Raw genomic sequence first — 22,388 nt, forward strand, 5'->3', positions numbered from 1 at the left:
TACCAACAAAAAACCCATTCATCATCAAAATTTAATTTAAAAAATGTGAAGTACACTACATTATAAGACCCGTTAATTACTTAAATTGTCTGACAAAAAAGCCAGAAGTATTCTGTAATTCTCGCTATTTTAGAATGAGGCCCTCAATATCTGGAAACTCGACAAGAAAAAGAATTTATACCGCGAAGTTCTTTAAAAAGAAAGATGACAAATCATGCGGCTCATTGAAAGGACAGCATCAGATGCCAAGTTTGACACCGTTACATGAAACCTATTGTCGCTGGGACCGAACCCCACCGAGTCAGGCCGATGTACTGGAAGGTCTGGCGCAGCTGGTGACAACGCGCTTTAACGACGTGATTCAGGAACTGATCAAGAGTATTCAGCGTGAAATTTTAATGAGTATTTTTGGTCTAAGTGAGAATAATTCACAAAAAATTCAGAATATTCCGTCGATTGCCCGGCTCTATCAAATGTCCTATGACATGCTGTTTCATTATGGCAATACCCTGATTGCACCCGGTCTACGCCAGATTATTGAACGTTTTCCCAAACTGCATAATAAGCCGCTGACGCCTTCCTTGCATTTTCTGGTCAGTGCCTTAAATGGCATTATTGGGGATTATCTGCTGAAATATCAAAACCCTTTGGCCTTGCCCATGGTGATCTATGATCATTATGGCTCATTGCAAAATGGTGAGCTGAGCGGACGGATTACCCTGTTTGTACATGGCTTATGCATGAACCATTTAGACTGGTCAAATCGCAAATATGAAGGGATTGGAGAAAAATTACTGGCCCAGCGCGACCGCAATACCATGCTGTATCTGAATTACAATACTGGTCGGCGAATTTCAGCCAATGGCCGCAGTCTGGCCAATACCTTGCAGGATCTGGTCGCTCGCAATCCGAGAATTACCAGTATTGACCTGATCGGGCATAGCATGGGGGGTCTGGTCTCTCGTAGTGCGCTGTTTTATGGCAAGCAGAATATGTATGGCTGGATCAATATGGTGGAGAATCTGGTCTGTCTCGGCTCACCACATCATGGTGCTGTTCTGGAACGTTTTGGGTTTAGCTTGCAGGACAAACTTGGACATTTCCCGCTGATCCGGCTGATTGGTCATCTGGTCAATATTCGCAGTAATGGAATTCTGGATTTACGCCATGGCAGCGTCCGTGATGATGATTGGGAGCATAATGCGCTTCGGATCGGCTTTATGGATGACAACCGTAAACCTGCCCCGATCCCGTCGCATATCGACACCTATCTGGTTGCAGGTACGATCGAATTTGAAAACCGCAAAAACAAGACCCTGCACGTGATTGGCGACTATCTGGTCAGTATCAAAAGCGCTTTGGGCGAGCATCCCAATCCGCGTTTCCAGCTCAAAGTTCCGGATGCCCACAAGGCTATTTTCTATGGCTTGAACCATTTCGAGATTCAATATCATCCGCTGGTCGCCGAACAGGTGGCACGCTGGTTCTATCCAAGTGTAGAAGATGAAGCCTTTGATCAAATTCGTGAATATACAATTGATCTGGAAAGTCTGGAAGGTATTGCCCTGACTTAACTTTCAGCGCATTAACAAGCCCTCAATTGAGGGCTTGTTAATGCGAACTTATTAATATTTATCTCTGAGCCGTTTAACCGGTGCAGTTTTATATTTGCGCAGCAGTTGCCATAGACTGACCAGCAATAAAATACTAAAGAAGATCAGAGACCAGACCGGCAAAGATTGCCCCAAGAAAATCCAGTCAATGGTGGCACACTCGCCAGAACCATTGAGTACCTGTTGCAATACCGACTGCATTGGCAAGGTTTCCAGCCAGTATTCCAGGCCAGGACCACAGCTCGGCACCTGATCCGGTGGCAGATTCTGTAACCAGACATGCCGGGCAGCGACGCCCACAGACCATAAAATACTCAGCGAACCTAGCAAGGCATAGAGCCGCTTCATGATATTGGATTTAGGGTTATGCAGACATGCGATGAGTGAGATGATCCCCAGTCCAATTAATCCCACACGCTGAAACACACAGAGTGGACAAGGCACCAGGCCTTGTACATGCTCAAGATATAAGGCAAATGCCATTCCAATGACAGCAGCCAAAAATAACATACCACTCACGAAGCGATAACCCCATTGCATGGTGAATCCTCTTATTTTTTATCGATATTGGGCTAAATAATCAGCAAAACTGACGCTGCTATCTTGCTCGAGTTGCTGTTGTTGCTGCAATGACTTTTGTGACATTTCTTCAAAATAAGCCAGTGTTTCCGGGCTGAGCTGATGTGCTTCATAAACACTGCTATGTTGCTGAGCCAGATGCTGGCCAAAGTGCCACATACTGCCTTGAGTGCGTGTATCGCCCACCACCAGGGCAGATAAAGTCGCATCAACTTCATCAACCCGAATCTGCATCATTTTCATGGCATTGCTATACAGGTCGGTTGCATAGGTCTGATTGAGCAGCTCGGCCAGAGGCTGCATGCGTTGCAGATGTATGGCACACCAGTCTTCAATCGGATAGCATTGACCATCTGCCAGAATTGCAGCATTCGGCGCACGGCCACGATTTACCACTTCGGTCTGATTCTGCTCAATGATCTCCTGCTCCTCACCGAAAAGTGCTGGACTGTCCTGCAATAAACAATACAAGGCCACCACTTCCAGGAAGCCGGCGGTGTCTTCATTGATGCCAATCGGGCTATATGGATTGACATCGACTGCCCGCAGCTCGACATAGGCAATCCCGCGATTTTCCAGGGCTTGAGATGGGGTTTCACCCTCTTGTGGCACCTGCTTCGGACGTACCAGACTGTAATATTCATTTTCGATTTGCAGCACATGATCATTGATCTGAGTCGGCTGGCCATCTGCTGCATTCAGTCCAAGACGACTAAAGGGTTTATACGGCGTTTTGACTGCTTTTTGCAGTCCTTCTAGATAGTCTTGCAAGTTATTATAGTGAATGCCGAGCTGTTTCTGGGCTGAGTTCTGGTAGCCAAATCGTCCCATACGCAATGCTGTCGCATAAGGGGTATACAGGGTGCCTTTTACCAAGGGCAATAGATGATGATCACGACCGGTCATAAAGCACTGGCAGACTGCCGGACTGGCACCGACCAGGAACATCACCAGTGGGGTCAGACGAATAAAGTTACGGATCAGCCCCATATAGCGGTGGCTGCGATAATCCTGCAGGCTTAAGTCCTTGAGTGCTTCATCCTGCTCCTGCTGCTGTAAGGCTTCGAACAGATGATCCGGGAAAGACAGGTTATAATGCACCCCTGAAATGGTCTGCATACGGCGACCATAACGCACCCCCAAGCCATGACGATACAAGGTTTTAAATAAGCCGATATTCGAGCTGCCATACTGCGCCAACGGAATACTTTCATCGCGGCTATCCAGCATGCAGGGCATCGACATCGGCCAGAGTTTTTCCTCATTTTCCAGATGACGATGCACAATCGCGTGAATATCAGTGAGATAGTCCAAGGCTTTTTTGATCGTGTCCTGCGGCGGCGTAATGAACTCCATTAAGGCTTCAGAATAGTCTGTGGTGATATGTGGATGAGTCAAGGCTGAACCCAAGGCACGCGGATGCCCTGCCTGTGACAGGAAACCATCACTCTGCATACGTAAGCTTTCACGCTCAATACCACGCAGCATGCCTTTGATGAGTGACGACTCTACCCAGGTCGGTAACACATTTTGGGAAGTCGGTTCAGGTTGACTCATTACAATCTCGCTTAAAGGGGCTAAACTATTAAATTAAAATCATCAGTTTAATCAGTATAACGTGATTTCTGGCCGGCACATGATAGGCTGTCTAGTTTTCAGGCAAACCATTGATTTTTAATTTGGCAATTTTTTAACACAAAGTTCCTCTATAAGACATGTGAAATTTGTGATTTTATGAATAAATAAATGCTAATGAATTGTAAATGTTATGAATTATCAAGATATTTTAGACTTCTGGTTCCATGCTGACAGCCAGCCGTTGTGGTTTAGCCAGAGTCATGAATTCGACCAAAGTATCGCGCGGCAGTTCATGAGCACGCATCAGCAGGCCGCCCAGGCTGAACTCTGGTCCTGGCGTAAAACCGCCGAAGGCCGTCTGGCTGAAGTTATCGTTCTAGACCAATTTTCACGAAATTTATTCCGTGATTCGCCGCAAGCTTTTGCTCAGGACAGTCTGGCACTGGCCTTGGCGCAAGAAGCTATTAGCCTGGATCTGGATCAACAGCTCAGCCCGGAACAACGCGCTTTTTTATATATGCCTTTCATGCACAGTGAGTCTAAACTGATCCATGAATTCGCATTAAAGCTGTTCCAGCGTCTGGGCAATCCGACCAATCTGGAGTTCGAGAAAAAGCACAAGGTGATTATCGACCGCTTTGGGCGCTACCCCCATCGCAACCAGACCCTGGGTCGTGACTCGACCGATGAAGAGTTAACCTTCCTGACCCAGCCCGACAGCAGTTTTTAAAGCCTGTTTTTGTGACTGGATCATTGCATCAGGAGATCGAACATGAAAAATATGCTACTGGGATTGAGTGTGATCGCTGCCATCAACCTGAGTGGTTGTGCAACGACGCCTTCAAAACCATTAACGTTTGATCAGTTGGGCCGCTACAGTACCACGCCACTCAACAACAACACCTATCGGATTGGGTTTCAGGCCCGGCCCAATATGAGCTTTGGCACGGCTGAGGAAATTACCCTGCTCAAAGCCGCGCAGACCACTGTGCAAAATGGCTTTCAGTTCTTTAGAGTGCTGAATGATCCAAGTAATCGTACCCAGCAACCGCCACGTCAGGCGATCGTCTATCCGGCACCGAGCTATTATCCATATGGTTATTACCGTCGCTATCCGGGGTTCTGGCCAGACCCGTTCTATGACCGTCCTTATACTGTCACCCTGGATCCTGCTCAGGTGGCCTATACCATTGAATGCTTCAAAGCCGGTCAGGCACCTAGTGATGCTTTCGATGCGCGCTTGATTTTACAGTCACTTGGGACTAAATATGGTCTAAGTCCATCCGGCGCAGTGCTGCAACCGCAACCGGCCAATCCCTCTTGACAGGATGATCTATGCAGACAGAGCCTATCTCCCCGAGCTTACAACGCAGTAAACGTTTTGCGACCATCGCGCTGGTGGTCGCGGTACTGATCTGGTTGGCACTCATGCTTGCTGCCAAGCTGCTGCCAGAATATGTCTGGCTGATTCATATCCTGATGCTCTCTGCAGAAGCCGGTGTGGTCGGTGGTCTGGCTGACTGGTATGCGATTACCGTACTGTTCCGTAATCCTTTTGGCCGCTTGCCGATCCCGAAATTTTTACGTGACCATACCGAAATCATTCCCCGCAACAAGGCCCGTATTGCAGAGTCAATGGGCCGTTTTGTGCAGGAAAATTTTCTCTCTCCGCAAATTGTACAGCGCAGTCTGGCCAGTACCGACCTGAGTCTGGCCGCGGGGCGCTGGCTGGCCAATCCGCAGAATAATGCCCAGGTCACCCAGGTGATCCAGCAAACCGTGCCTAAAGTTTTCGAATTTGTCGGGCAGGAACAGATTGCCGGATTTATCCAGAATAATAGCGTGCAATGGGTCAAGAACACCCAGATCAATACCCTGGCCAGCGAGATGCTGCGCGCCGTACTCGAAAATGATTTTCATCAGGATGTACTGCAACGCGGCCTAGACGTGGTACATGCCTGGATGAGCTCACATCCTGAAGAAACCCGGGAACTGACCCGCAACCTGTTCAAGGAAATGGGAGTCTGGAAACTGGCCAAAGGCGCGAGCTGGATTGGAATTGATGTACAGCAACGCAGTATCGATTCTGTCATTCAGAGGGTTGAAGCGATGCTGGCCGATCCGGATCATCCTTGGCGGCTTAAAATTGAGGAAACTGGACATCACTGGATGTTGCAACTGGCCGACAACCACAGTGAAGCCAGCCAGCGTCTGAATGAAACCAAGGATGCCTTGCTCGATAGCCCGCAGGTGCTGAATTTTATCAGTGGTGCCGTGGTGATTTTATGTGATGCCATTAAAGAGGATTTGCAAAAACCGGATTCCGGTATTGCCGAGAATCTCAGAATTGCGATTCAGCAGGTCGGAGAAAATATTATCTCGAATGCTTCGGTACGTGAGCTGCTGAATAAACGTCTTAGCGGGATCGCGGTGGATCTGAGTGATCAGTACAGTGAAAAAGTGATTCGTTTCATTAGCGAGCGCATTCACGAATGGGATTCGACCGAGATGATCGACAAGATTGAAAATGAAGTCGGTGGCGACCTGCATATGATCCGGGTCAATGGTGTCGTGGTCGGTGCCTGTATCGGTCTGGTGCTCGGGATTATCCGGGCGGCGGTGGAGCATCTGATTTAAAAACCATTTTCTCTTTGATACAGCTTGGCTCTTCAACAGATTCAGGCTGTTTGGGGACAGAATAAAATCAGCCCAACCTTAAAAATAAAACTTGCCTGCCCTATTTTTCACATCGGCATTTTTAAAAGGCTGAAACCCTTACTATTGTCAGAGTTGTTTTAATCAATCACTTCGGTGCTTGAGGGCCGGACATATCCACCAATAGTCCGGTAAATTTGCGGACAAAAGGTAATAAGGTCACCACGACTGGAAAGGCAATTGCCCAGGAAATCATCCAATTGTGAAACCAAAGTGGCATGAATCCATCAATCCAGCCTAAATTGCGCAGCATATTGATCATGGAAATGATGCCACTCATCAGACCAGACAAGATAAACGGCACAATAATCAGTGCCCATTTCGCCGGAAGTTTAGGAATATTGCCAATAATGGTCGGATGTTGTTGCGAATCCACGGACTGCTCTTTTTCTATATTTTAAGATCACTAATATAAGCCAAATTTTATACTTCTGAAGGTGCATTTTTATTAAAATTGATGTTATTTTCACCCGATTGATCACATTCTCCCAAAGACCAGATTGTAAAAAATCTGTGGGGTGATCGTATAAATTTTATTCCCTAGAAATGCTTTTACCTAAAGAGCATGAAATTTGCTATATTTGCTGTTTTTCTGCGACATTTATTTTCGACTGATTATGAACACGGCAATCCAAGCAGCTCTAGAACATGCAGTGCAATCCCTTCAAGCTGAAGGTGTCCTCCCATCTGACTGGAACAATACCAGCAGTTTGACGCGTACCAAAGACCGAACACATGGTGATTTCGCGTCAAATATCGCGATGATTGCCTCTAAAGCTGCGGGTATGAAGCCGCGTGATTTAGCAGAAAAAATGCTTGCTGTTCTTCCTGAAGTGGCGGATATCAGCAAAGCGGAAATCGCAGGTCCTGGTTTTATTAACTTCTTCCTCAATGCAGACCAGCGCTTTGTGGTACTCGATCAAATTCAAGCACAGCAAGATGCTTATGGTCGCACCCAGGTCAATGCGGACAAACGCATTCAGGTTGAATTTGTCTCTGCCAATCCGACCTCTAGCCTGCACGTGGGTCATGGTCGTGGTGCCGCGTATGGCATGACCGTTGCCAATCTTTTAGAGGCGACTGGTGCCAAAGTAGATCGCGAATACTATGTCAATGATGCTGGCCGTCAAATGGACATTCTGGCCACTTCAACTTACCTGCGTTATTTAGAGTTAAATGGTCAGGAACTGGTCTTCCCGAAAAATGCTTACCAAGGCGACTATGTCAAAGAAATCGCGCAAAGCATTATTGACCAGGATGGCGATGCTTATGTCCGCCCGGTTGCGGATGTGTATAAAGATGTACCGGAAGATGTGCAATTCGCTGCTGAACTGGATGCAGATGGCAACAAAGTGGTGGTGTCTGGCGACAAAGAAAAGCACATTGATGGTTTGATCTTTAATTCTCAGGCGTTGATTGGTACAGGCTATCGTGTCTTCCTACAGGCAGCACTCAAAGCGATTCTGGATGATATTAAAGATGACCTGGGCGAATTTGGTGTCACTTTCAACCAATGGTTCAGCGAAGAATCATTAACCGACAAAATTGAAGAAGCCTTACAGACCTTAGATCAACGTGGTTTCCTGTACGAAAAAGATGGCAATATCTGGTTCAAGTCGACTGAATTTGGTGATGAAAAAGACCGTGTGGTGAAACGCCGTAATGGCCAGACCACCTACTTTGCCTCTGACATTGCCTATCACCTGAATAAATTACAACGTGGCTATACCGATATTATTGATATCTGGGGTTCCGATCACCACGGTTATATCGCACGTGTAAAAGCAGCGATTGATGCGATGGGCTATGACTCGAAGAAATTAACGGTGCTTCTGGTTCAGTTTGTCAGCCTGTGGCGCGGTGGCGAGATGGTACAAATGTCATCTCGTTCAGGTCAGTTCGTGACCTTGCGTGATCTGCGCAAAGAAGTCGGCAACGATGCTGCACGTTTCTACTATGTGATGCGTAAATCTGAACAACACATCGATTTCGATCTAGACTTAGCGGTGTCGCAAAGCAAAGACAACGCTGTATATTACATCCAGTATGCGCATGCCCGAATCTGCCGTATGTTAGAAAAAGCGGCCTCTACAGGCGTGAATTTTGACGCTGCGGCAGCGCGTACTCTGGCGGCCCGACTCGAGCTGGATGCTGAAACTGAAGTTCTGGCTAAACTGGCTGCCTATCCAGAAATTCTGGTGCGTGCTGCAAACAGCCATGAGCCACATCAAATCGGCAACTACCTGAAAGAGCTGGCAGCCTTGTTCCACGGCTGGTACAACGACAATAAAGTACTCGGTGATGATGCTGAACTGACTCAGGCGCGCTTACTGTTATCAGTGAACGTACGTCAGGTATTGCGTAATGGCTTAGAACTTTTAGGTGTGTCTGCGCCTGAGAGCATGTAAGCAAAGCACCGCTTTGCATGCTCGCAAGGCGAAAGCTTCGCTTGAGTAAGCATGTATAGATTGTTTTGCATGCTCGCAAGACAAAAGCTCTACTCGAAGCCACAACGAAAACTGTTGTTTTAGCTGTTCAAAAAATACCTGGCTAGATTCTGCCAGCTATTTGAAAAAATAGTTCAAGTATAAATCTGGTGTGCAGTTTGATCTAAATAATGACATTTGGATCTTAATCACATAGGATGAAATAATAGTCAGGCATAACCACTGTTATGCCTTTTCTATGAGGCAACCCCATATAGAGGAAATCCCAAGTGTTTGGAAAAACGCAACGCGGTGTATCTGAAAGACCGAATAAGCCTAAAAAGCCACTGATTCCGACCTGGCTCGGCACACTCGTGATCATTTTAATCGTGTTGAGTTTTTTAATGGCACTGATGTTGTGGAAGCCATGGGAACCGGTTAAGCCTAAAACTCAAACGACTGCAGCATCTGTCCAGGAAGAAGACACCAATAAGGATTACCGTTTTTACGATTTGTTGCCACAACAACAAGTAACTCCGATTCCTGAACAGGCGGTACCTGAAGCTAAAAGACAGGATACTGTGGTGATTGTAGAAGCACCTCGACCTGAAGTTCCTGAAGCTGCAGCAAGCACCGAACCTGGCTTGGAAGTCAGCGAAGCACCGGTTACAGCTCCGGTCAGCTATATTCTGCAAGTACGCAGCTTTGATGATCCGGATCAGGCCGATGCCCGCCGTGCGGAAATTATTCTGAATGGCCTGTCTGCTGATGTGGTCAGAAGCGTAGAAAATGGCAAAGTCTGGTATCGCGTGGTCTCAGGCCCTTATGACTCGGCTGATGCGGCACTGATTGCCCAGCAGACCTTGCAACACAGTGGCATTGATTCGATTGTGGTGAAACGCTAAAGATTTAAATGAGAAAAAGCGCCTGATGGCGCTTTTTTTATTTAAATCTTTCTCTAACCTTCTCCTTAATAGAAGAGGAAATTCCTCCTTTTTAAAGGGAGACTGAGGGGGATTTTTATTTATTCTAAACTAGAAAATATTTAATCCCTCCAACCTCCCTTTAATAAAGGGAGGCTAAAAGCAGCTTTTAAACCGTATGCCCCAATGCTTCACCCATATTCACCAAAGAATTGGCATTGAACGCGGCATCCCACTGCATTTTATTTTCTTCAAATAAAATCACTGCAGTTGAACCGAGGTAGAACCTGCCCAGTTCCGCACCTTTTTCCAGGAACAGATCATGCTGGTTTAACTCGATCCGACCAGAAGGTTTAACCTTGCCAGTAGCCACCGTTTCAATACCAGCGACAATCATTGCACCCACCAAGACCACTGCCATACGGCCAATTTCAGTATCAAACAGGCAGACCATGCGTTCATTGCGGGCAAACAGACCCGGAATGTTTTCTGCCGTGACCTGATTGACCGAGAACAGTTCCCCCGGTACATACAAGGTTTCAGTCAAAGTCCCTGCAAATGGCATATGCACACGGTGATAATCACGTGGTGACAAATATACTGTCGCAAATTCACCATTCTTGAAGGGTTCAGCCAGTTGCGGGTCAGCAATCAGCGCTTCTACAGTAAATTTTTGACCTTTGGCCTGAAACACATCGCCATTTTCAATTTTACCCAGCTGGGAGATCGCCCCATCCGCAGGTGAAACAATGCTGCTGGCATCTGGATCAACTGCACGAATCCCTTGTTTCAGGGCACGGGTAAAGAATTCATTAAATGATTTGAATTTCAAGGCATTGGCCTGTTCAGCAATCGACATATCAATGCCGTACTGTGCCTTAAAGGCAGTAATTACAGCCGTTTTGATAATCGGGTTTTCGCTGGCAGCAATTTTGCCGACCACACGAGACAGGCGATGTTGCGGTACTAATCGTTGAGCTTTAATAAAAAACTGTTGTTTTAAACGTGATGTGATGCTCAAGATGGCACCTCCCCTGTAGCGATTGGACTATTGAGGCGATTGCCCCATTCACTCCACGCACCATCATAGGCTCGAATTTTCCAGCCCAGTAAACGGCCCAGAATATAGGCCAAACCTGAGCGATGATGGGACTGGCAATACACCACAACCGGCTGAGTCAAATCAAAGCCCAGTTGTTCCAGACGCTGCTGAGTACGTGGTAAAGGCTGCAATTTTAAATGATTTTGCCGGTTAAGGGCAGTACTCCATTCAAAATGACGTGCTCCCGGAATATGACCGCCGCGGCGCGCTGCCAGACGCAGGCCAGTATATTCATCTTCAGTGCGGCAATCCCACAGTTGAACTTGTTCATTTTCAATGAGCTGGTGTAATTCATCATAGTCAATCTGAAACTCTGATTTTTGCTCGAGATTGACAGGAACTAAATGACTCACCGGGCTAAATATTTCCTGATCGGACGAGGTTGGCAAACCTGCACCTAGCCAGGCATGAATCCCGCCATTCAATAGACTGGTATTTTCAAAACCCAGACAATGCAGATTCCAGAGTAAACGCCCGGCCCACGCCCCGCCCTCATCATCATAGGCCACCACATGATGCTCAGGCGAAATATTCAGATAAGCAATGAGGGCCTGCAAGCCTTCTACATCCGGCAATAGCCCCATCGTATGATCTTCCTGACGAACCAGCAGCTTGGGTTGTAAATGCAGGGCATGTGGAATATGCAACTGCTCATACACAGAAGCCCGGCTGAGGTCGACAATACGAAGTTTTTCATGGCCCAAATAGGGAACTAAATCTTCTGCCTCGATCAGCAGACCAAAATTAAAAGCTGAAGCTGTCATCGTTATCATGGCTATGATGGGTCAAATTGTTTTGATCTTAGCACAGCTCATTTTTACACTTATGCGGTTTCTTTTAAGATGATTAGCAGGATTTTAGATAAGTCATGCTAAAAATCCATCTCGTATAAAAAAACCGCCCCTGTAGCGAAGCGGTTTTTAAAATTGCTCATGTCTAAAATGTGCTTAAGCAGGTTCAGTGATCTCGAAAACCTGACGCAAATAAGCCAGGAAAGTATCATTATCAGTCATGGTTTTGCCTGGACTGTCCGAAATTTTTGCCACCGACTGACGGTTACATTCCACCAGTTTCAATACGATATTTAAGGGGGTTTGGCCCATGTCGTTGGTCAGGTTGGTGCCAATCCCGAAACTGACCTGAAAACGGTCTTTAAAGTATTGATGCAGTTTCCAGGCTTTTTCCAGATTCAGACCATCACTGAAAGTCAGCATTTTGGTTTTGCTGTCAATTTTCAGTTTTTTATAATGTGCATAGGCCTTGTCACCCCAAACATAGGGATCACCACTGTCATGACGCAGGCCGTCAAACAGTTTGGCAAAATACAGGTCAAAATCACGCAGGAAAGCATCCATACCGACCACATCAGTCAGGGCAATACCTAAATCACCACGATATTCCTGTACCCAGGTTTCCAGCGCAGATTTCTGGAAATTACGCAGACGCACGTCAAGCGCCTGAAATGCTTGCAGGAATTCATGCGCCATGGTGCCAATCGGGGTAATTCCCAATTCTTTCGCCAATAACACATTACTGGTACCACGGAAGACATGTGGTGCAGCCTTGTTGAATTCTTCTACCACATGCTTTTGCCATTCGAAACTATAACGGCGACGTGTCCCAAAATCCGACACTAAAAATGGCGGATCATGTGGATGTTGCGATGCATCGTATTCTTTTAATAATTGTATTTTTGCCTGTAAACGGCGCTCACCTTCAGCCAGCACTTCAGGACTACGGATCCGGCTAAAATACAGTTCATTGACAATTGCCAGTACGAAGATTTCAAACATCATCGCCTGAACCATCGGGCCTTCAATGGTGATATCTAAACGACCTTCGCTATCGATACTGGCCTGAATAAAACGGCGTTTCAGTTGAAACAGTTCCAGATAGTCGACGAAATCGCTCTTGATAAAACGCAGACTTCTTAAATATTGCAACTCGTCTTCTTTGAAGTTGAGCTGACACAACAGATCAAGTTGATGATTGAGATCATCCAGAATATCCGTCAGTGGATAGACTGTATCTTCCAGATTACGACAACGAAAATGGTAGACACTATGCGTTTGCGGAAACTTGTGTAATACCACTTGTAACATGGTGAATTTGTACAAGTCAGTATCTAACAGGGAACGGATAATTGGAGCCATAACTAAGGAAATATCGCTGTGCTTATCTCAACATTAAAGCATAAAATTTTATGTAATATTGCAGGATTTACGTACAGCTAGCTGAATTCGCGACAAAAGTATCAGAGTATAATGGGTTTTATTTTGACAACTGGCCTTGGGTTTTCCCCTGTTCCTGAATGATTTTCTGCAGCTGTTTTTCCTGACCAATCACTTTGGCAAATTCAGCTGTGGTCTTTTGCCCGGTCTGCTTGGCTTGGACATCACAGTTGACCTGACGCAGCTGTTTGGCAATCGCAAATTCCATTTTAAACAGTGCCCCCATCAATGCGGTATTGCCTTTATTGTCGCGGGCGCAGCGATCAGCACCATGATTGAGCAAGGTCGTCACAATAGTTTGATGACCATAATAGGTCGCCATCATCAGTGGGGTAAAACCGGCACTATTGCGTACATCAACCGGAAAACCATACTTTAGAAATTCATGAATCACTTCGTGATTGCCGGTTTTGGCTGCGGCAAAAAACAATGCAACTAATTCCTGTTGTGAGCTCATCTGAACATTTTCCACAGTTTTAGCGGGGGAGGAGATCTCCTTGGCGGTGGCCACGTTTGCGAACATGGAACCTATCGCGAGAATACTGGCTAAAACTGCATGCTGCATAGCTTTCATGATGAACTCCAACAGAAATCAAATAGAGACATGAATCGAAAATGATTCTATTCAGATTAGATAAGATGAGTAAAACGGAGTGCCTGTAGAACTCCCCCTAGGGTGCAGGAAAGGTTTGGAGTTCTACAGGACTTTGCGGAGGTGAATTCTTAAACCCTAGTCACCAATCCTGATCGACCAATCGAAATCAGTCTTTGAGTTGTGCTGCTTTGGCTTTGACCGTTGCGATGTTGCCCTTCACCGCTTTGGTCATACGTGTACCGTAGTCGGCATCTGCCTTGTAGAAATAAGACAACATGATGTGCTTGGTTTCTGAATCTTTTACTGCACCTAAGTCCGCAGCCAGGTTCATAATCAGGTCATCTTTCTCTTTGGCAGTATACGAGCGGTACAGCTCACCTGCCTGCTTGAAGTTCTGCTCTTTCACACCGATTTGCTGTACATGACCCGATAATGGTGTTTGTACCGCACGTGCTTTTGCAGTTGCAGCTTTTGGCTCTTTGCGGCTTGGCTCATAGTTCACATCCGAGTCACGCTCAGATACGTTCATATAACCTTCCTGGTTGTTGTTATTTACAGCAACCACTGGACGGTTCACCGGAAGTTGCTGGTGATTCACACCCAGACGATACATTTGCGTATCTGAGTAAGAGAAGATACGGCCTTGTAGCAGACGGTCTTCCGATGGCTCAATACCCGGAACCAGATTACCTGGTGCAAATGCCGACTGTTCAGTCTCATTGAAGAAATTCTTTGGCATGCGGTTCAGGGTCAATGTCCCCACTTTCACTTCTGGAACTAAGTCAGTTGGCCAGATCTTGGTGGGATCAAGTGGATCAAAATCAAACTTGCCGAGATCTTTTGGATCCAGTACCTGGATATACAGATCCCATTTCGGGAAGTTGCCGGCATAAATGTTGTTATAAAGATCATTGGTCAAGTGATTGAAGTCTTTGCCCTGTTGCACGGCAGCTTCTTTCACATTCAAACCCTTCACGCCTTGTTGCGAGCGGAAGTTGAATTTCACATATTTGTATTCGCCCTTGTCGTTATATAGCTTGTAAGCATGTACACCGAAACCATCCTGTTCGCGGTAGCTGGTGGGCACACCTTGTTTGCCGTACACATAAGTCAGCATGTTGGTAGCCCATGGCTGGCTCGAAAGGAAGTCAAATACACGGTTGGCATCTTGTACGTTTGTCACCGGGCTTGGCTTCATTGCATGAATGAAGTCCGGGAATTTGATCGCATCACGGATGAAGAATACCGGTGTCTGGTTACCGACCAGATCCCAATTCCCTTCTTGAGTATAGAACTTGATCGCGAAACCGTGTGGGTCACGTAGGGTTTCCGGTGAACCTTTACCATGAATTACCGTAGACATACGGACAAAAACTGGAGTCTTAGTACCGGTCTTGAATAGAGAAGCAATTGTTAAGTCAGACAGGTCTTTAGTTGCAACGAATTCACCATAAGCCCCTGTACCACGCGCATGTACCACACGCTCCGGAATACGCTCACGACCAAAACGTTGTAGTTTTTGTACCAATTGAACGTCTTGAAGCAAGACTGAACCATTTGGGCCTGCTGTGATTGAGTTCTGGTTATCACCGACTGGCGCACCATTGTCTTTAGTTAGAGGAGCAGCTTGTGTGGCTGTGACAGTTGCAAGCATTGCAACCAGTAATGAACGCTTAAACATTTCTAAATCTCTCAATTTATTACCTTTCCTGCAGGTGCTAAGATATATAAAAACTAAAAATTGTTAAAACAGATTATTTTTATCACTTCAATCGTTTTAATGAATTTATAAAAATTAATCAATTGATTTTCAAATATTTAAAACTCATAAAAATTAGCATCTGATACTGCTTCAGGTTTTATTCTTGCTACAATCACGCCTATCTATCGTTATCAGTCAATATGTAAAATGCGTGCCTTATTACAAAGAGTTTTAGAAGCTAAAGTCGTGGTCAAGGGTGAAACCACTGGCGAAATAAATAAGGGAATTCTGGTTTTTCTGGGTCTGGGCAAGGACGACAATCTGGAAAAAGGTAAAAAGCTGATTGATAAGATATTGAAATACCGATTCTTTGATGATGAACAGGGCAAAATGGGCTGGAATGTCAGTCAGGCCGGAGGCGGTTTACTGCTGGTTTCGCAATTTACCCTGATGGCGCAAACCCAAAAAGGTTTACGTCCAGATTTTGGCCCTGCCATGCCACCTGCTGCTGCAAAAGAGCTGTATGAGCAACTGGTTGACTATGCAAAGTCACAATTTGAACATGTACAAACTGGTATTTTTGCAGCGGATATGAAAGTACATTTGGTCAATGATGGGCCGGTGACCTTTAATTTAGAAGTTGAATAGCGACATTATTTTCCACATTAAAAAGCCCTCAGATTCAGTAATCGAGATCAGGCAGGAAACTGTCTGGTTTTTTATTATTGTTATTCATAATGATATGGGGTAGCTGGAAACCTCATCCCCAACGGTCTGGGGCATCAGGTGTATTGTACCGCAAGATTAGAAAATAATTGTTTCTGCAAAAGATTTAAAAAATTAAGGAGCTTAGATCTAAACTCCCTAACTGACTGGCATTACCCAGATTGAAACTGGCTGAATCCTGCCCTCAGCCCTCCTTGAAAAAGGAGAGGAAGTCAGGAGCAGAGTTTTATTTACCCGTTTTTTCTTTAATAAACGCCCGGGCAAATTTAATTTTTTCTTTGACCGGTTTGGGCAATTTGGGTGGAATCATCTTCGCCACCTGGTTAAACCAGACCAGCAGGCCAAAGTCACCTTCCATTTTGATGGTACCACTTTGCATACCCGTCATGAATGCTGTCGGGTCACCTTTGACCAAGGTCTTTACACCCTGCTCACTATCAGCAAACTGCAATACAAAATCTGCTTTCTCTGCATCACCTGAAACCGTATCAATCTGGCCATTATTGACAATGATCTGACGTGCCATACCTTCATCTGTGCCAATCTGGATCCGGAATTGACGCTCATGTACCAGTTCAATAAATTTTGGGCTGGTACGTGCCAATTGCTTCATACGTAAAGCCAGACCCGCGACCAACAAGTCCAGTGGATCGGTACTCATATCAATAAGAGGAAGTTTTAACACAGGAATGGACGACAGTTTCATGGAGGATGCCTATTCTAATTGTACGAAAATTGACAAATATCCTAGCATAATTCTTGGCTAGGTTGATTAAGCAGTTTGTATCATATTTCTAAGCTAAAAAATGCACCCGTGGGTGCATTTTTTCTTTGCGATTTGTAGACTTAACGGCTCGAAAGCTGCTGCTGGTCATCTTCATAGACTGGCGTATGTTCGATACAACGGCGTTTTGCCAAGGCACGCTCTGCACGACGGTCTTCACGCAATAATAAGAAAGTGACCACCATCATGACTGCTGTCAATGCACTCAGATAACTATAGGTCATTGGCAGATCAAACCAGGCTTGTGTGCCTACACGAATCATCTCAATCAAGCCCCAGACCAACATCCCGGCTGCCATAAAACTCAACCAGCGACGATAAGGCGAGAAGAACACAGCAACTACAGCTGCAGCGACTAAACTGAAGCCCACGATCGTTGCTAAATTCGCTGTTACCATATAAACCCCTCCATCCAAATAGATAGTTTGCCTGTTTGATATTGCAACGGTTCTATCTATTGAATTTCGTTCAATCAATAAAATGGAATCTGTTGATTTGTATCTCTATGCCTGCATTATGCTGAGTTTTTTGCATAAAAAAAGTCCTGTGATCTGGTCTCACGACATACTTTGTCGCGATATTATATTGTCATTACATTTTTTGCTTTTGGCATTTTTGTGGATCAATGACTGCGTCAATGTTGGCGTGTCATTACAAAATTATCAGGGCTGTTATTGACTGAAAAAATTATTTTTCCGTTTAAGATGATCGATGTTTTTATAGTCAACCTTCTCTGCTGGCTTGGTCACCTTGGTCCAAAGGCAATCAAAAAACGCGACCCTGAGGTCGCGTTTATTCTATCAAAAAGAGTGTTTATGCCTGATTCAGGTCTTTATCGTGTACCCCGAGCAGATACAGTACCCCGTCCAGTCCCACACTGGAAATCGCCTGAGTGGCATTTTGACGCACCAGTGGCTTGGCACGGAAAGCCACACCGAGTCCTGCAATCGATAACATTGGCAAGTCATTGGCACCATCACCGACTGCAATGGTCTGTTCCAGGGAAATTCCCATCTCTTTGGCAATTTCGCCAAGCAATAAAGCTTTACGCGCGCCATCAACAATATGACCTTTGACTTCACCCGTGACTACGCCATCCTGAACATCAAGCGCATTGGCATGTACTTCATCAATATCCAGTTTGCCTTGCAGATATTCGGCAAAGTACTGAAAACCACCCGACAGAATTGCAGTACGGTAACCCAATGCTTTTAAAGTCGAAATCAGGCGTTCAGCACCCTCGGTAATGGTCAGGCGCTCGGCAATTTTCGGCAGTACCGATGCATCCATGCCTTTCAATAAAGCCACACGGGCACGGAAACTGGCCTGAAAATCAAGTTCACCTTGCATGGCGCGTTCGGTGATTTCAGCAACCTGCGCACCGACCCCTGCTTCAATCGCCAGTTCATCAATCACTTCCTGTTCGATCAGGGTCGAGTCCATATCAAAACAGACCAGACGGCGGTTACGGCGATAGGCATTGTCTTCCTGAACCGCAACATCGACATTCAGTTCACTGGACAAACGCAAACAGGCAGCACGCATGGCTGCGGCATCCAGCATTTGTCCTTTTAAACCAAATTCGATACAGGCACGTTTCGGACCGGTACTGCTGCCATCCAGGGCCGGACGGCCAGACAGACGGGTTACGGTTTCAATATTAAAACCCTGAGCCGAGACAATCTGGGTCACGGCCTGCAAATGAGAGGCATTTAATTCAGGGGCCAATGCCGTTACGATATAACGTGTGCGCCCACCCTCTTTGACCCACTGATCATATTCAGTCGCAGAGATCGGTTTAAAGCGCACAGTTAACCCGATATCATGTGCTAGAATCAGGATTTCCTTCATGGCTAATGCTGTCGCCGTTTGGTCATCAGACGCTACAACAATACCTAAGGTTAACTGATTATGAATAACCGCTTGCCCCACATCTAAAATCTGTAGGGAATGGGCGGACAAAACCTGCATTAATCGTGTAAATTGATTAGGCTGGTCAGGTCCTAAAAATGATATAAGAATGATTTCTCGCATGAATTGACTCGGGTCTGAGCTACAACTATTGTTAGAATCATAATCGAAATTGAACAGAATTGCCTTGGAAGTTTACGTTGAATGCGCCTAGACAAGGGCTATTTGCTAGCCTATTGATTGTAAGTTTTGCTCTGCATACCTTTTTACTGGTATTGGCAACCACTCACCAACTGAATGAAAACCGCACCAGTCAGGGGCAGCTGATCACCAGTCAACTGGTGACAGACAGCCTGTCCGAGCTGGAACCCGCCAATCGTGTTTCTCTGGCTTTGCTGGCAAATCGTTATGCGACCAACCCGAGTGTGGCTTCGATTCGAATTCTGGATGCGAAAGGTCAGGTTTTAGCCACCGGTGGACTGACCAAAACTCGTGATGGTGAAGTTTTTGTCCGTGATGCACTGCAAAACGAGAAAAAAGTCGGTCTGATTGAAATCACCCTGATTGAGCCAAGTATGGGTGAAATTCTGCGGACGCAATGGCTGGCGATTCTGTTCTCTTTCATTATTCATGCTTTGATTTGGGTGGCGTACCGCGCGATCGCGCGTCCTAGCCGAACCGAATATCTGGCACGCATTAACAATGAATCCCGTTTAAAATTCGAGATTCAGACCCTGACCCAAGCTCTGGAACAGGAAAAGCACAATGCTGCGCTGGCCATTGCCCAAGCCCAGCAGGCAGTAAAAAATAAAGCCAAAGAAAAAGAACATAAGCCAGCTGTACTGGAAAGCGATAGCCTGAGCTTGAATATCCAGTTCTATGATCCAAAACAGTTACTCGATAGCGTGAATAAAACCGTATCGGTGCCTTATTTCAACCTGTGTCAGATTTTCCTGAATAAAGCCACTGAACTCTGTGTGCAGCGCTACAAACTGAATGGCAGTGATATTAGTACTGTGCATAAATTTGATGAAAAAGGTGCCACTATCAGCATTGCGGCAGACAAGCCAAATGCCTTGGCCTGCCTGACCATGATCAGTGCGGTATTCCAGTTACTCTCGGAGGTACTGTATAAACGCTATCGTGAAGAAAAACGTTTTGTACTGCAAACCCGTAGTGCAATTGCGTCTAAAGTCGAGGAGATGCAGCTCAGCTCGGTGCAGGCCTCTGAGCGTCTTAGCCAGCACCTGGTCGCAAAAGAAAGTGCCTTACATGTCCCGAATAGCTTGCTGAAAGATGTGAGCGAACATTTCCAGCTGGTCAGTATGCCGAATCCAACCAATGTCCTGACCCGTCATGCCTTTGTGGTAAATGGCATGGATGCAGAAACGGCTGAACTGGCACAGACTTTTAGAACCGAGATTTTAAAATCCAAACAGTCCAAAGCCTCATAAAGGTTGTACAGTACAAAGCCCGACTTTAAATCGGGCTTTTTTATGCGCAGAATTTTTAAGCTGTTACTCGTCAAGTTCTATTATTCAGCGCCTTGCAGCAATTAAAATCACTGCCGCATTTTAAAACTCTAGCTGTCTGTATCCAGATTTTGCTTTGGCTCTAATGTCGTTACCCTGCTTTTGGCTGCCCAATAGGTGGCCAGAGCTGGCCCTGAAATATTGTGCCATAAGCTAAAGATTGCACTGGGCAAAGCCGTAAGTGGAGAAGCTGCAAAATGGGTCGCAGCCAAAGCCACACCCAGACCCGAATTCTGCATTCCCACCTCAATCGATACCGCACGACAGTCTATTTCCGCCAGCTTAAAGATACGACTGGCCCAATAACCCAGCAAATAACCGAGACCATTATGCAAGACCACAATCCCCAAGATCAGTAGTCCAGATTGCAAAATCTGAGCTTTGCTGCCGGCAATAATTGCTGCCACAATCGCGACAATGGCAATCACAGAAATCAGCGGCATCACCTGAATATAGGCATTTACTTTTTGCTTGAGCAGACTCCGTACAATCAAGCCCAGAAGAATTGGAAATAGCACCACTTGTAGAATCGACACCAGCATGGATAAGGCATTGATCTCGATCCATTGGCTGGCCAAGAGATAAAAAATCGCAGGGGTCAGAATCGGAGCCAATAAGGTTGAGACGGAAGTACAGGCCACAGACAGAGCAGTATTGCCTTTGGCCATATAGGTAATGACATTGGAGGCAGTACCACCCGGACAGCAACCGACCAGTATCACCCCGATCGCAATTTCCGGCGGCAACTGGAACAATTGACACAAGAGAAAAGCCAGACCCGGCATCACTACAAACTGGGCCACGACCCCAATCCCGACAGCTTTCGGACTTTGTAGCACACTTTTAAAATCACCTACGGTCATGGTCATGCCCATACCAAACATGATGATGCCCAGCATCCATGGAATATAAGCGCGTAACCAGACAAAGCCCTCGGGCAGCATTAAGGCAATGCCGGAAAACAGCAGCACCCATAAAGCAAAGGTTTTTTGGACAAATTGGCTAAACTGGAGCAAGGCTGACATGGGGTTCATCCAGGGGTACAAAGGGAGAATAATAACAAGATAAAACAGGCATCTCTCAATACCAGAAATCTGAAGATTTAAATGCGCCGAAGATCAAATAAATATCCGAAGCGCATCATGATAAAATTTTAAACCGGCTGAACGATATCTTTGGTATAGATGCGTTTTACCCCATGCGCCAGCATATCTTGCCAGGCATGTTGCAAGGAACCATTCAGATCAATGCCCTTGCTGGCATCGGCAATGACATAGGTCTTAAAGCCCAGTTTGCAGGCATCGATGGCGGTCCAAGCCACACAGAAATCGGTAGCAATCCCAACCACAAATACCGTATCAATACCACGTTCACGCAGATAGCCGGCCAAACCGGTTGTGGTTTTCTGATCTGCTTCCATAAAGGCGGAATAACTGTCAATCCGGGAATCAAAACCCTTGCGGATAATCAGTTGCGCTTGCGGTAAATTTAAATCCGGATGCAACTCGGCATCTACTGTCCCCTGCACACAATGCTTTGGCCATAAAACCTGAGTGCCATAATCCAGCTGAATGCTGTCATAAGCCGCTTTAGCGGGGTGATTGTCTGCAAAAGAAATATGGTTTTCTGGATGCCAGTCCTGCGTCAGGATAATATTTTGAAAATACTGCCCCAATAAATTGATATTGGGGATAATCTGGTCAGCATTGGCCACTGCCAGATTACCCCCTGGGGTAAATCCTCTTTGTACATCTACGACCAGCAAAGCGATATTATTTTGCATGTATTTTCATCCATTGAAATCTCGATTTATGTCCAAGCATAGCGCAAATTGTTATCGGATTTTTAGAGCGGCTGCTAAAAACCCTGTGACTGCATATTCTGATTCTGCCTGTTTTTAACCGCACTGCGGATCTGATTCCTTGAATTTTAAACACAAAAAAGCCTGCAAAAGCAGGCTTTTTCAAATCT

At 45.9% G+C, this 22,388-nt stretch carries 21 protein-coding genes; 8 read left to right on the top strand and 13 right to left on the bottom strand.

The features are described 5' to 3' along the window. Nucleotides 1–242: 242 nt before the first annotated feature. Nucleotides 243–1,574 carry a hypothetical protein gene (locus FTV48_RS04595; RefSeq protein ID WP_005173301.1) on the top strand — a complete coding sequence of 444 codons (1,332 nt, stop codon included), beginning with the start codon at nt 243–245 and terminating at the stop codon, nt 1,572–1,574. 51 nt (nt 1,575–1,625) lie between these two features. Here the strand turns inward: FTV48_RS04595 and FTV48_RS04600 are convergent, their stop codons facing one another. Beyond that, nucleotides 1,626–2,153 (bottom strand): disulfide bond formation protein B, encoded by a 528-nt coding sequence (locus FTV48_RS04600; RefSeq protein WP_074383842.1) that lies wholly within the window; start codon nt 2,151–2,153, stop codon nt 1,626–1,628. Nucleotides 2,154–2,171: 18 nt separating this feature from the next. Beyond that, the gene (gene gshA / locus FTV48_RS04605) at nt 2,172–3,749 is read right to left on the bottom strand and encodes a glutamate--cysteine ligase (RefSeq protein WP_074383841.1); all 1,578 of its coding nucleotides are present in this window, start codon (nt 3,747–3,749) and stop codon (nt 2,172–2,174) included. 211 nt (nt 3,750–3,960) lie between these two features. On the opposite strand from gshA, the gene FTV48_RS04610 reads away from it, so the two are divergent. The 3 genes from FTV48_RS04610 to FTV48_RS04620 are packed head-to-tail and all read left to right on the top strand — an operon-like array spanning nt 3,961 to nt 6,407. Further along, nucleotides 3,961–4,500 carry a DUF924 family protein gene (locus FTV48_RS04610; RefSeq protein ID WP_005173312.1) on the top strand — a complete coding sequence of 180 codons (540 nt, stop codon included), beginning with the start codon at nt 3,961–3,963 and terminating at the stop codon, nt 4,498–4,500. A 42-nt stretch (nt 4,501–4,542) separates the two neighbouring features. Beyond that, complete coding sequence (locus tag FTV48_RS04615; protein WP_179999520.1) at nt 4,543–5,094, top strand: hypothetical protein; 552 nt, start codon at nt 4,543–4,545, stop codon at nt 5,092–5,094. An 11-nt stretch (nt 5,095–5,105) separates the two neighbouring features. Then, complete coding sequence (locus FTV48_RS04620) at nt 5,106–6,407, top strand: DUF445 domain-containing protein (protein WP_179999522.1); 1,302 nt, start codon at nt 5,106–5,108, stop codon at nt 6,405–6,407. 166 nt (nt 6,408–6,573) lie between these two features. Here the strand turns inward: FTV48_RS04620 and FTV48_RS04625 are convergent, their stop codons facing one another. Continuing rightward, a complete protein-coding gene (locus FTV48_RS04625) occupies nt 6,574–6,861 on the bottom strand; it encodes a DUF2798 domain-containing protein (RefSeq protein WP_005173318.1) in 288 nt (95 codons plus the stop codon). A gap of 241 nt (nt 6,862–7,102) precedes the next feature. Between FTV48_RS04625 and argS the strand changes: the two genes are divergently transcribed. Both argS and FTV48_RS04635 read left to right on the top strand, forming a co-directional pair. Then, nucleotides 7,103–8,893, top strand: coding sequence for an arginine--tRNA ligase (gene argS, locus FTV48_RS04630; RefSeq protein ID WP_179999524.1), 1,791 nt, complete (start codon nt 7,103–7,105; stop codon nt 8,891–8,893). Between the two features lie 308 nt (nt 8,894–9,201). Beyond that, complete coding sequence (locus FTV48_RS04635; RefSeq protein WP_074383835.1) at nt 9,202–9,816, top strand: SPOR domain-containing protein; 615 nt, start codon at nt 9,202–9,204, stop codon at nt 9,814–9,816. 187 nt (nt 9,817–10,003) lie between these two features. Here the strand turns inward: FTV48_RS04635 and asd are convergent, their stop codons facing one another. The 5 genes from asd to FTV48_RS04660 form a co-directional block, all read right to left on the bottom strand. Next, nucleotides 10,004–10,855: an archaetidylserine decarboxylase gene (asd, locus tag FTV48_RS04640; RefSeq protein WP_159138403.1), complete on the bottom strand. Its 852-nt coding sequence runs from the start codon at nt 10,853–10,855 to the stop codon at nt 10,004–10,006. After that, nucleotides 10,852–11,700: a sulfurtransferase gene (locus tag FTV48_RS04645; protein ID WP_074383834.1), complete on the bottom strand. Its 849-nt coding sequence runs from the start codon at nt 11,698–11,700 to the stop codon at nt 10,852–10,854. Before FTV48_RS04645 ends, asd begins: the two co-directional genes overlap by 4 nt. A gap of 183 nt (nt 11,701–11,883) precedes the next feature. After that, entirely contained in the window at nt 11,884–13,089 is a 1,206-nt protein-coding gene (gene pncB / locus FTV48_RS04650; RefSeq protein ID WP_100357001.1) for a nicotinate phosphoribosyltransferase, read from the bottom strand. 118 nt (nt 13,090–13,207) lie between these two features. After that, nucleotides 13,208–13,741: an ankyrin repeat domain-containing protein gene (locus FTV48_RS04655; protein WP_179999526.1), complete on the bottom strand. Its 534-nt coding sequence runs from the start codon at nt 13,739–13,741 to the stop codon at nt 13,208–13,210. Nucleotides 13,742–13,928: 187 nt separating this feature from the next. Beyond that, a complete protein-coding gene (locus FTV48_RS04660) occupies nt 13,929–15,443 on the bottom strand; it encodes a catalase (RefSeq protein ID WP_179999544.1) in 1,515 nt (504 codons plus the stop codon). Nucleotides 15,444–15,671: 228 nt separating this feature from the next. On the opposite strand from FTV48_RS04660, the gene dtd reads away from it, so the two are divergent. Next, a complete protein-coding gene (gene dtd, locus FTV48_RS04665; protein ID WP_179999528.1) occupies nt 15,672–16,112 on the top strand; it encodes a D-aminoacyl-tRNA deacylase in 441 nt (146 codons plus the stop codon). 304 nt (nt 16,113–16,416) lie between these two features. On the opposite strand, the gene FTV48_RS04670 is transcribed toward dtd, so the two are convergent. The 3 genes from FTV48_RS04670 to serB form a co-directional block, all read right to left on the bottom strand. Further along, entirely contained in the window at nt 16,417–16,896 is a 480-nt protein-coding gene (locus FTV48_RS04670) for an SCP2 sterol-binding domain-containing protein (protein WP_100329538.1), read from the bottom strand. 140 nt (nt 16,897–17,036) lie between these two features. Next, complete coding sequence (gene aciT, locus FTV48_RS04675) at nt 17,037–17,372, bottom strand: ciprofloxacin tolerance protein AciT (protein WP_074383829.1); 336 nt, start codon at nt 17,370–17,372, stop codon at nt 17,037–17,039. A 415-nt stretch (nt 17,373–17,787) separates the two neighbouring features. Next, the gene (gene serB / locus FTV48_RS04680; protein ID WP_074383828.1) at nt 17,788–19,008 is read right to left on the bottom strand and encodes a phosphoserine phosphatase SerB; all 1,221 of its coding nucleotides are present in this window, start codon (nt 19,006–19,008) and stop codon (nt 17,788–17,790) included. Nucleotides 19,009–19,085: 77 nt separating this feature from the next. Here serB and FTV48_RS04685 point away from each other — a divergent pair, with 77 nt between their 5' ends. Then, entirely contained in the window at nt 19,086–20,339 is a 1,254-nt protein-coding gene (locus FTV48_RS04685; RefSeq protein ID WP_005173336.1) for a hypothetical protein, read from the top strand. Between the two features lie 128 nt (nt 20,340–20,467). Here the strand turns inward: FTV48_RS04685 and FTV48_RS04690 are convergent, their stop codons facing one another. Together FTV48_RS04690 and pncA are read right to left on the bottom strand one after the other, a co-directional pair. After that, nucleotides 20,468–21,442: a bile acid:sodium symporter family protein gene (locus FTV48_RS04690; protein WP_005173337.1), complete on the bottom strand. Its 975-nt coding sequence runs from the start codon at nt 21,440–21,442 to the stop codon at nt 20,468–20,470. Between the two features lie 128 nt (nt 21,443–21,570). Beyond that, nucleotides 21,571–22,200 carry a bifunctional nicotinamidase/pyrazinamidase gene (pncA, locus tag FTV48_RS04695; protein ID WP_005173338.1) on the bottom strand — a complete coding sequence of 210 codons (630 nt, stop codon included), beginning with the start codon at nt 22,198–22,200 and terminating at the stop codon, nt 21,571–21,573. Between the last annotated feature and the right edge of the window lie 188 nt (nt 22,201–22,388).

It is taken from the genome of Acinetobacter sp. YH18001, assembly GCF_013416975.1.
GTDB lineage: Bacteria > Pseudomonadota > Gammaproteobacteria > Pseudomonadales > Moraxellaceae > Acinetobacter > Acinetobacter pseudolwoffii.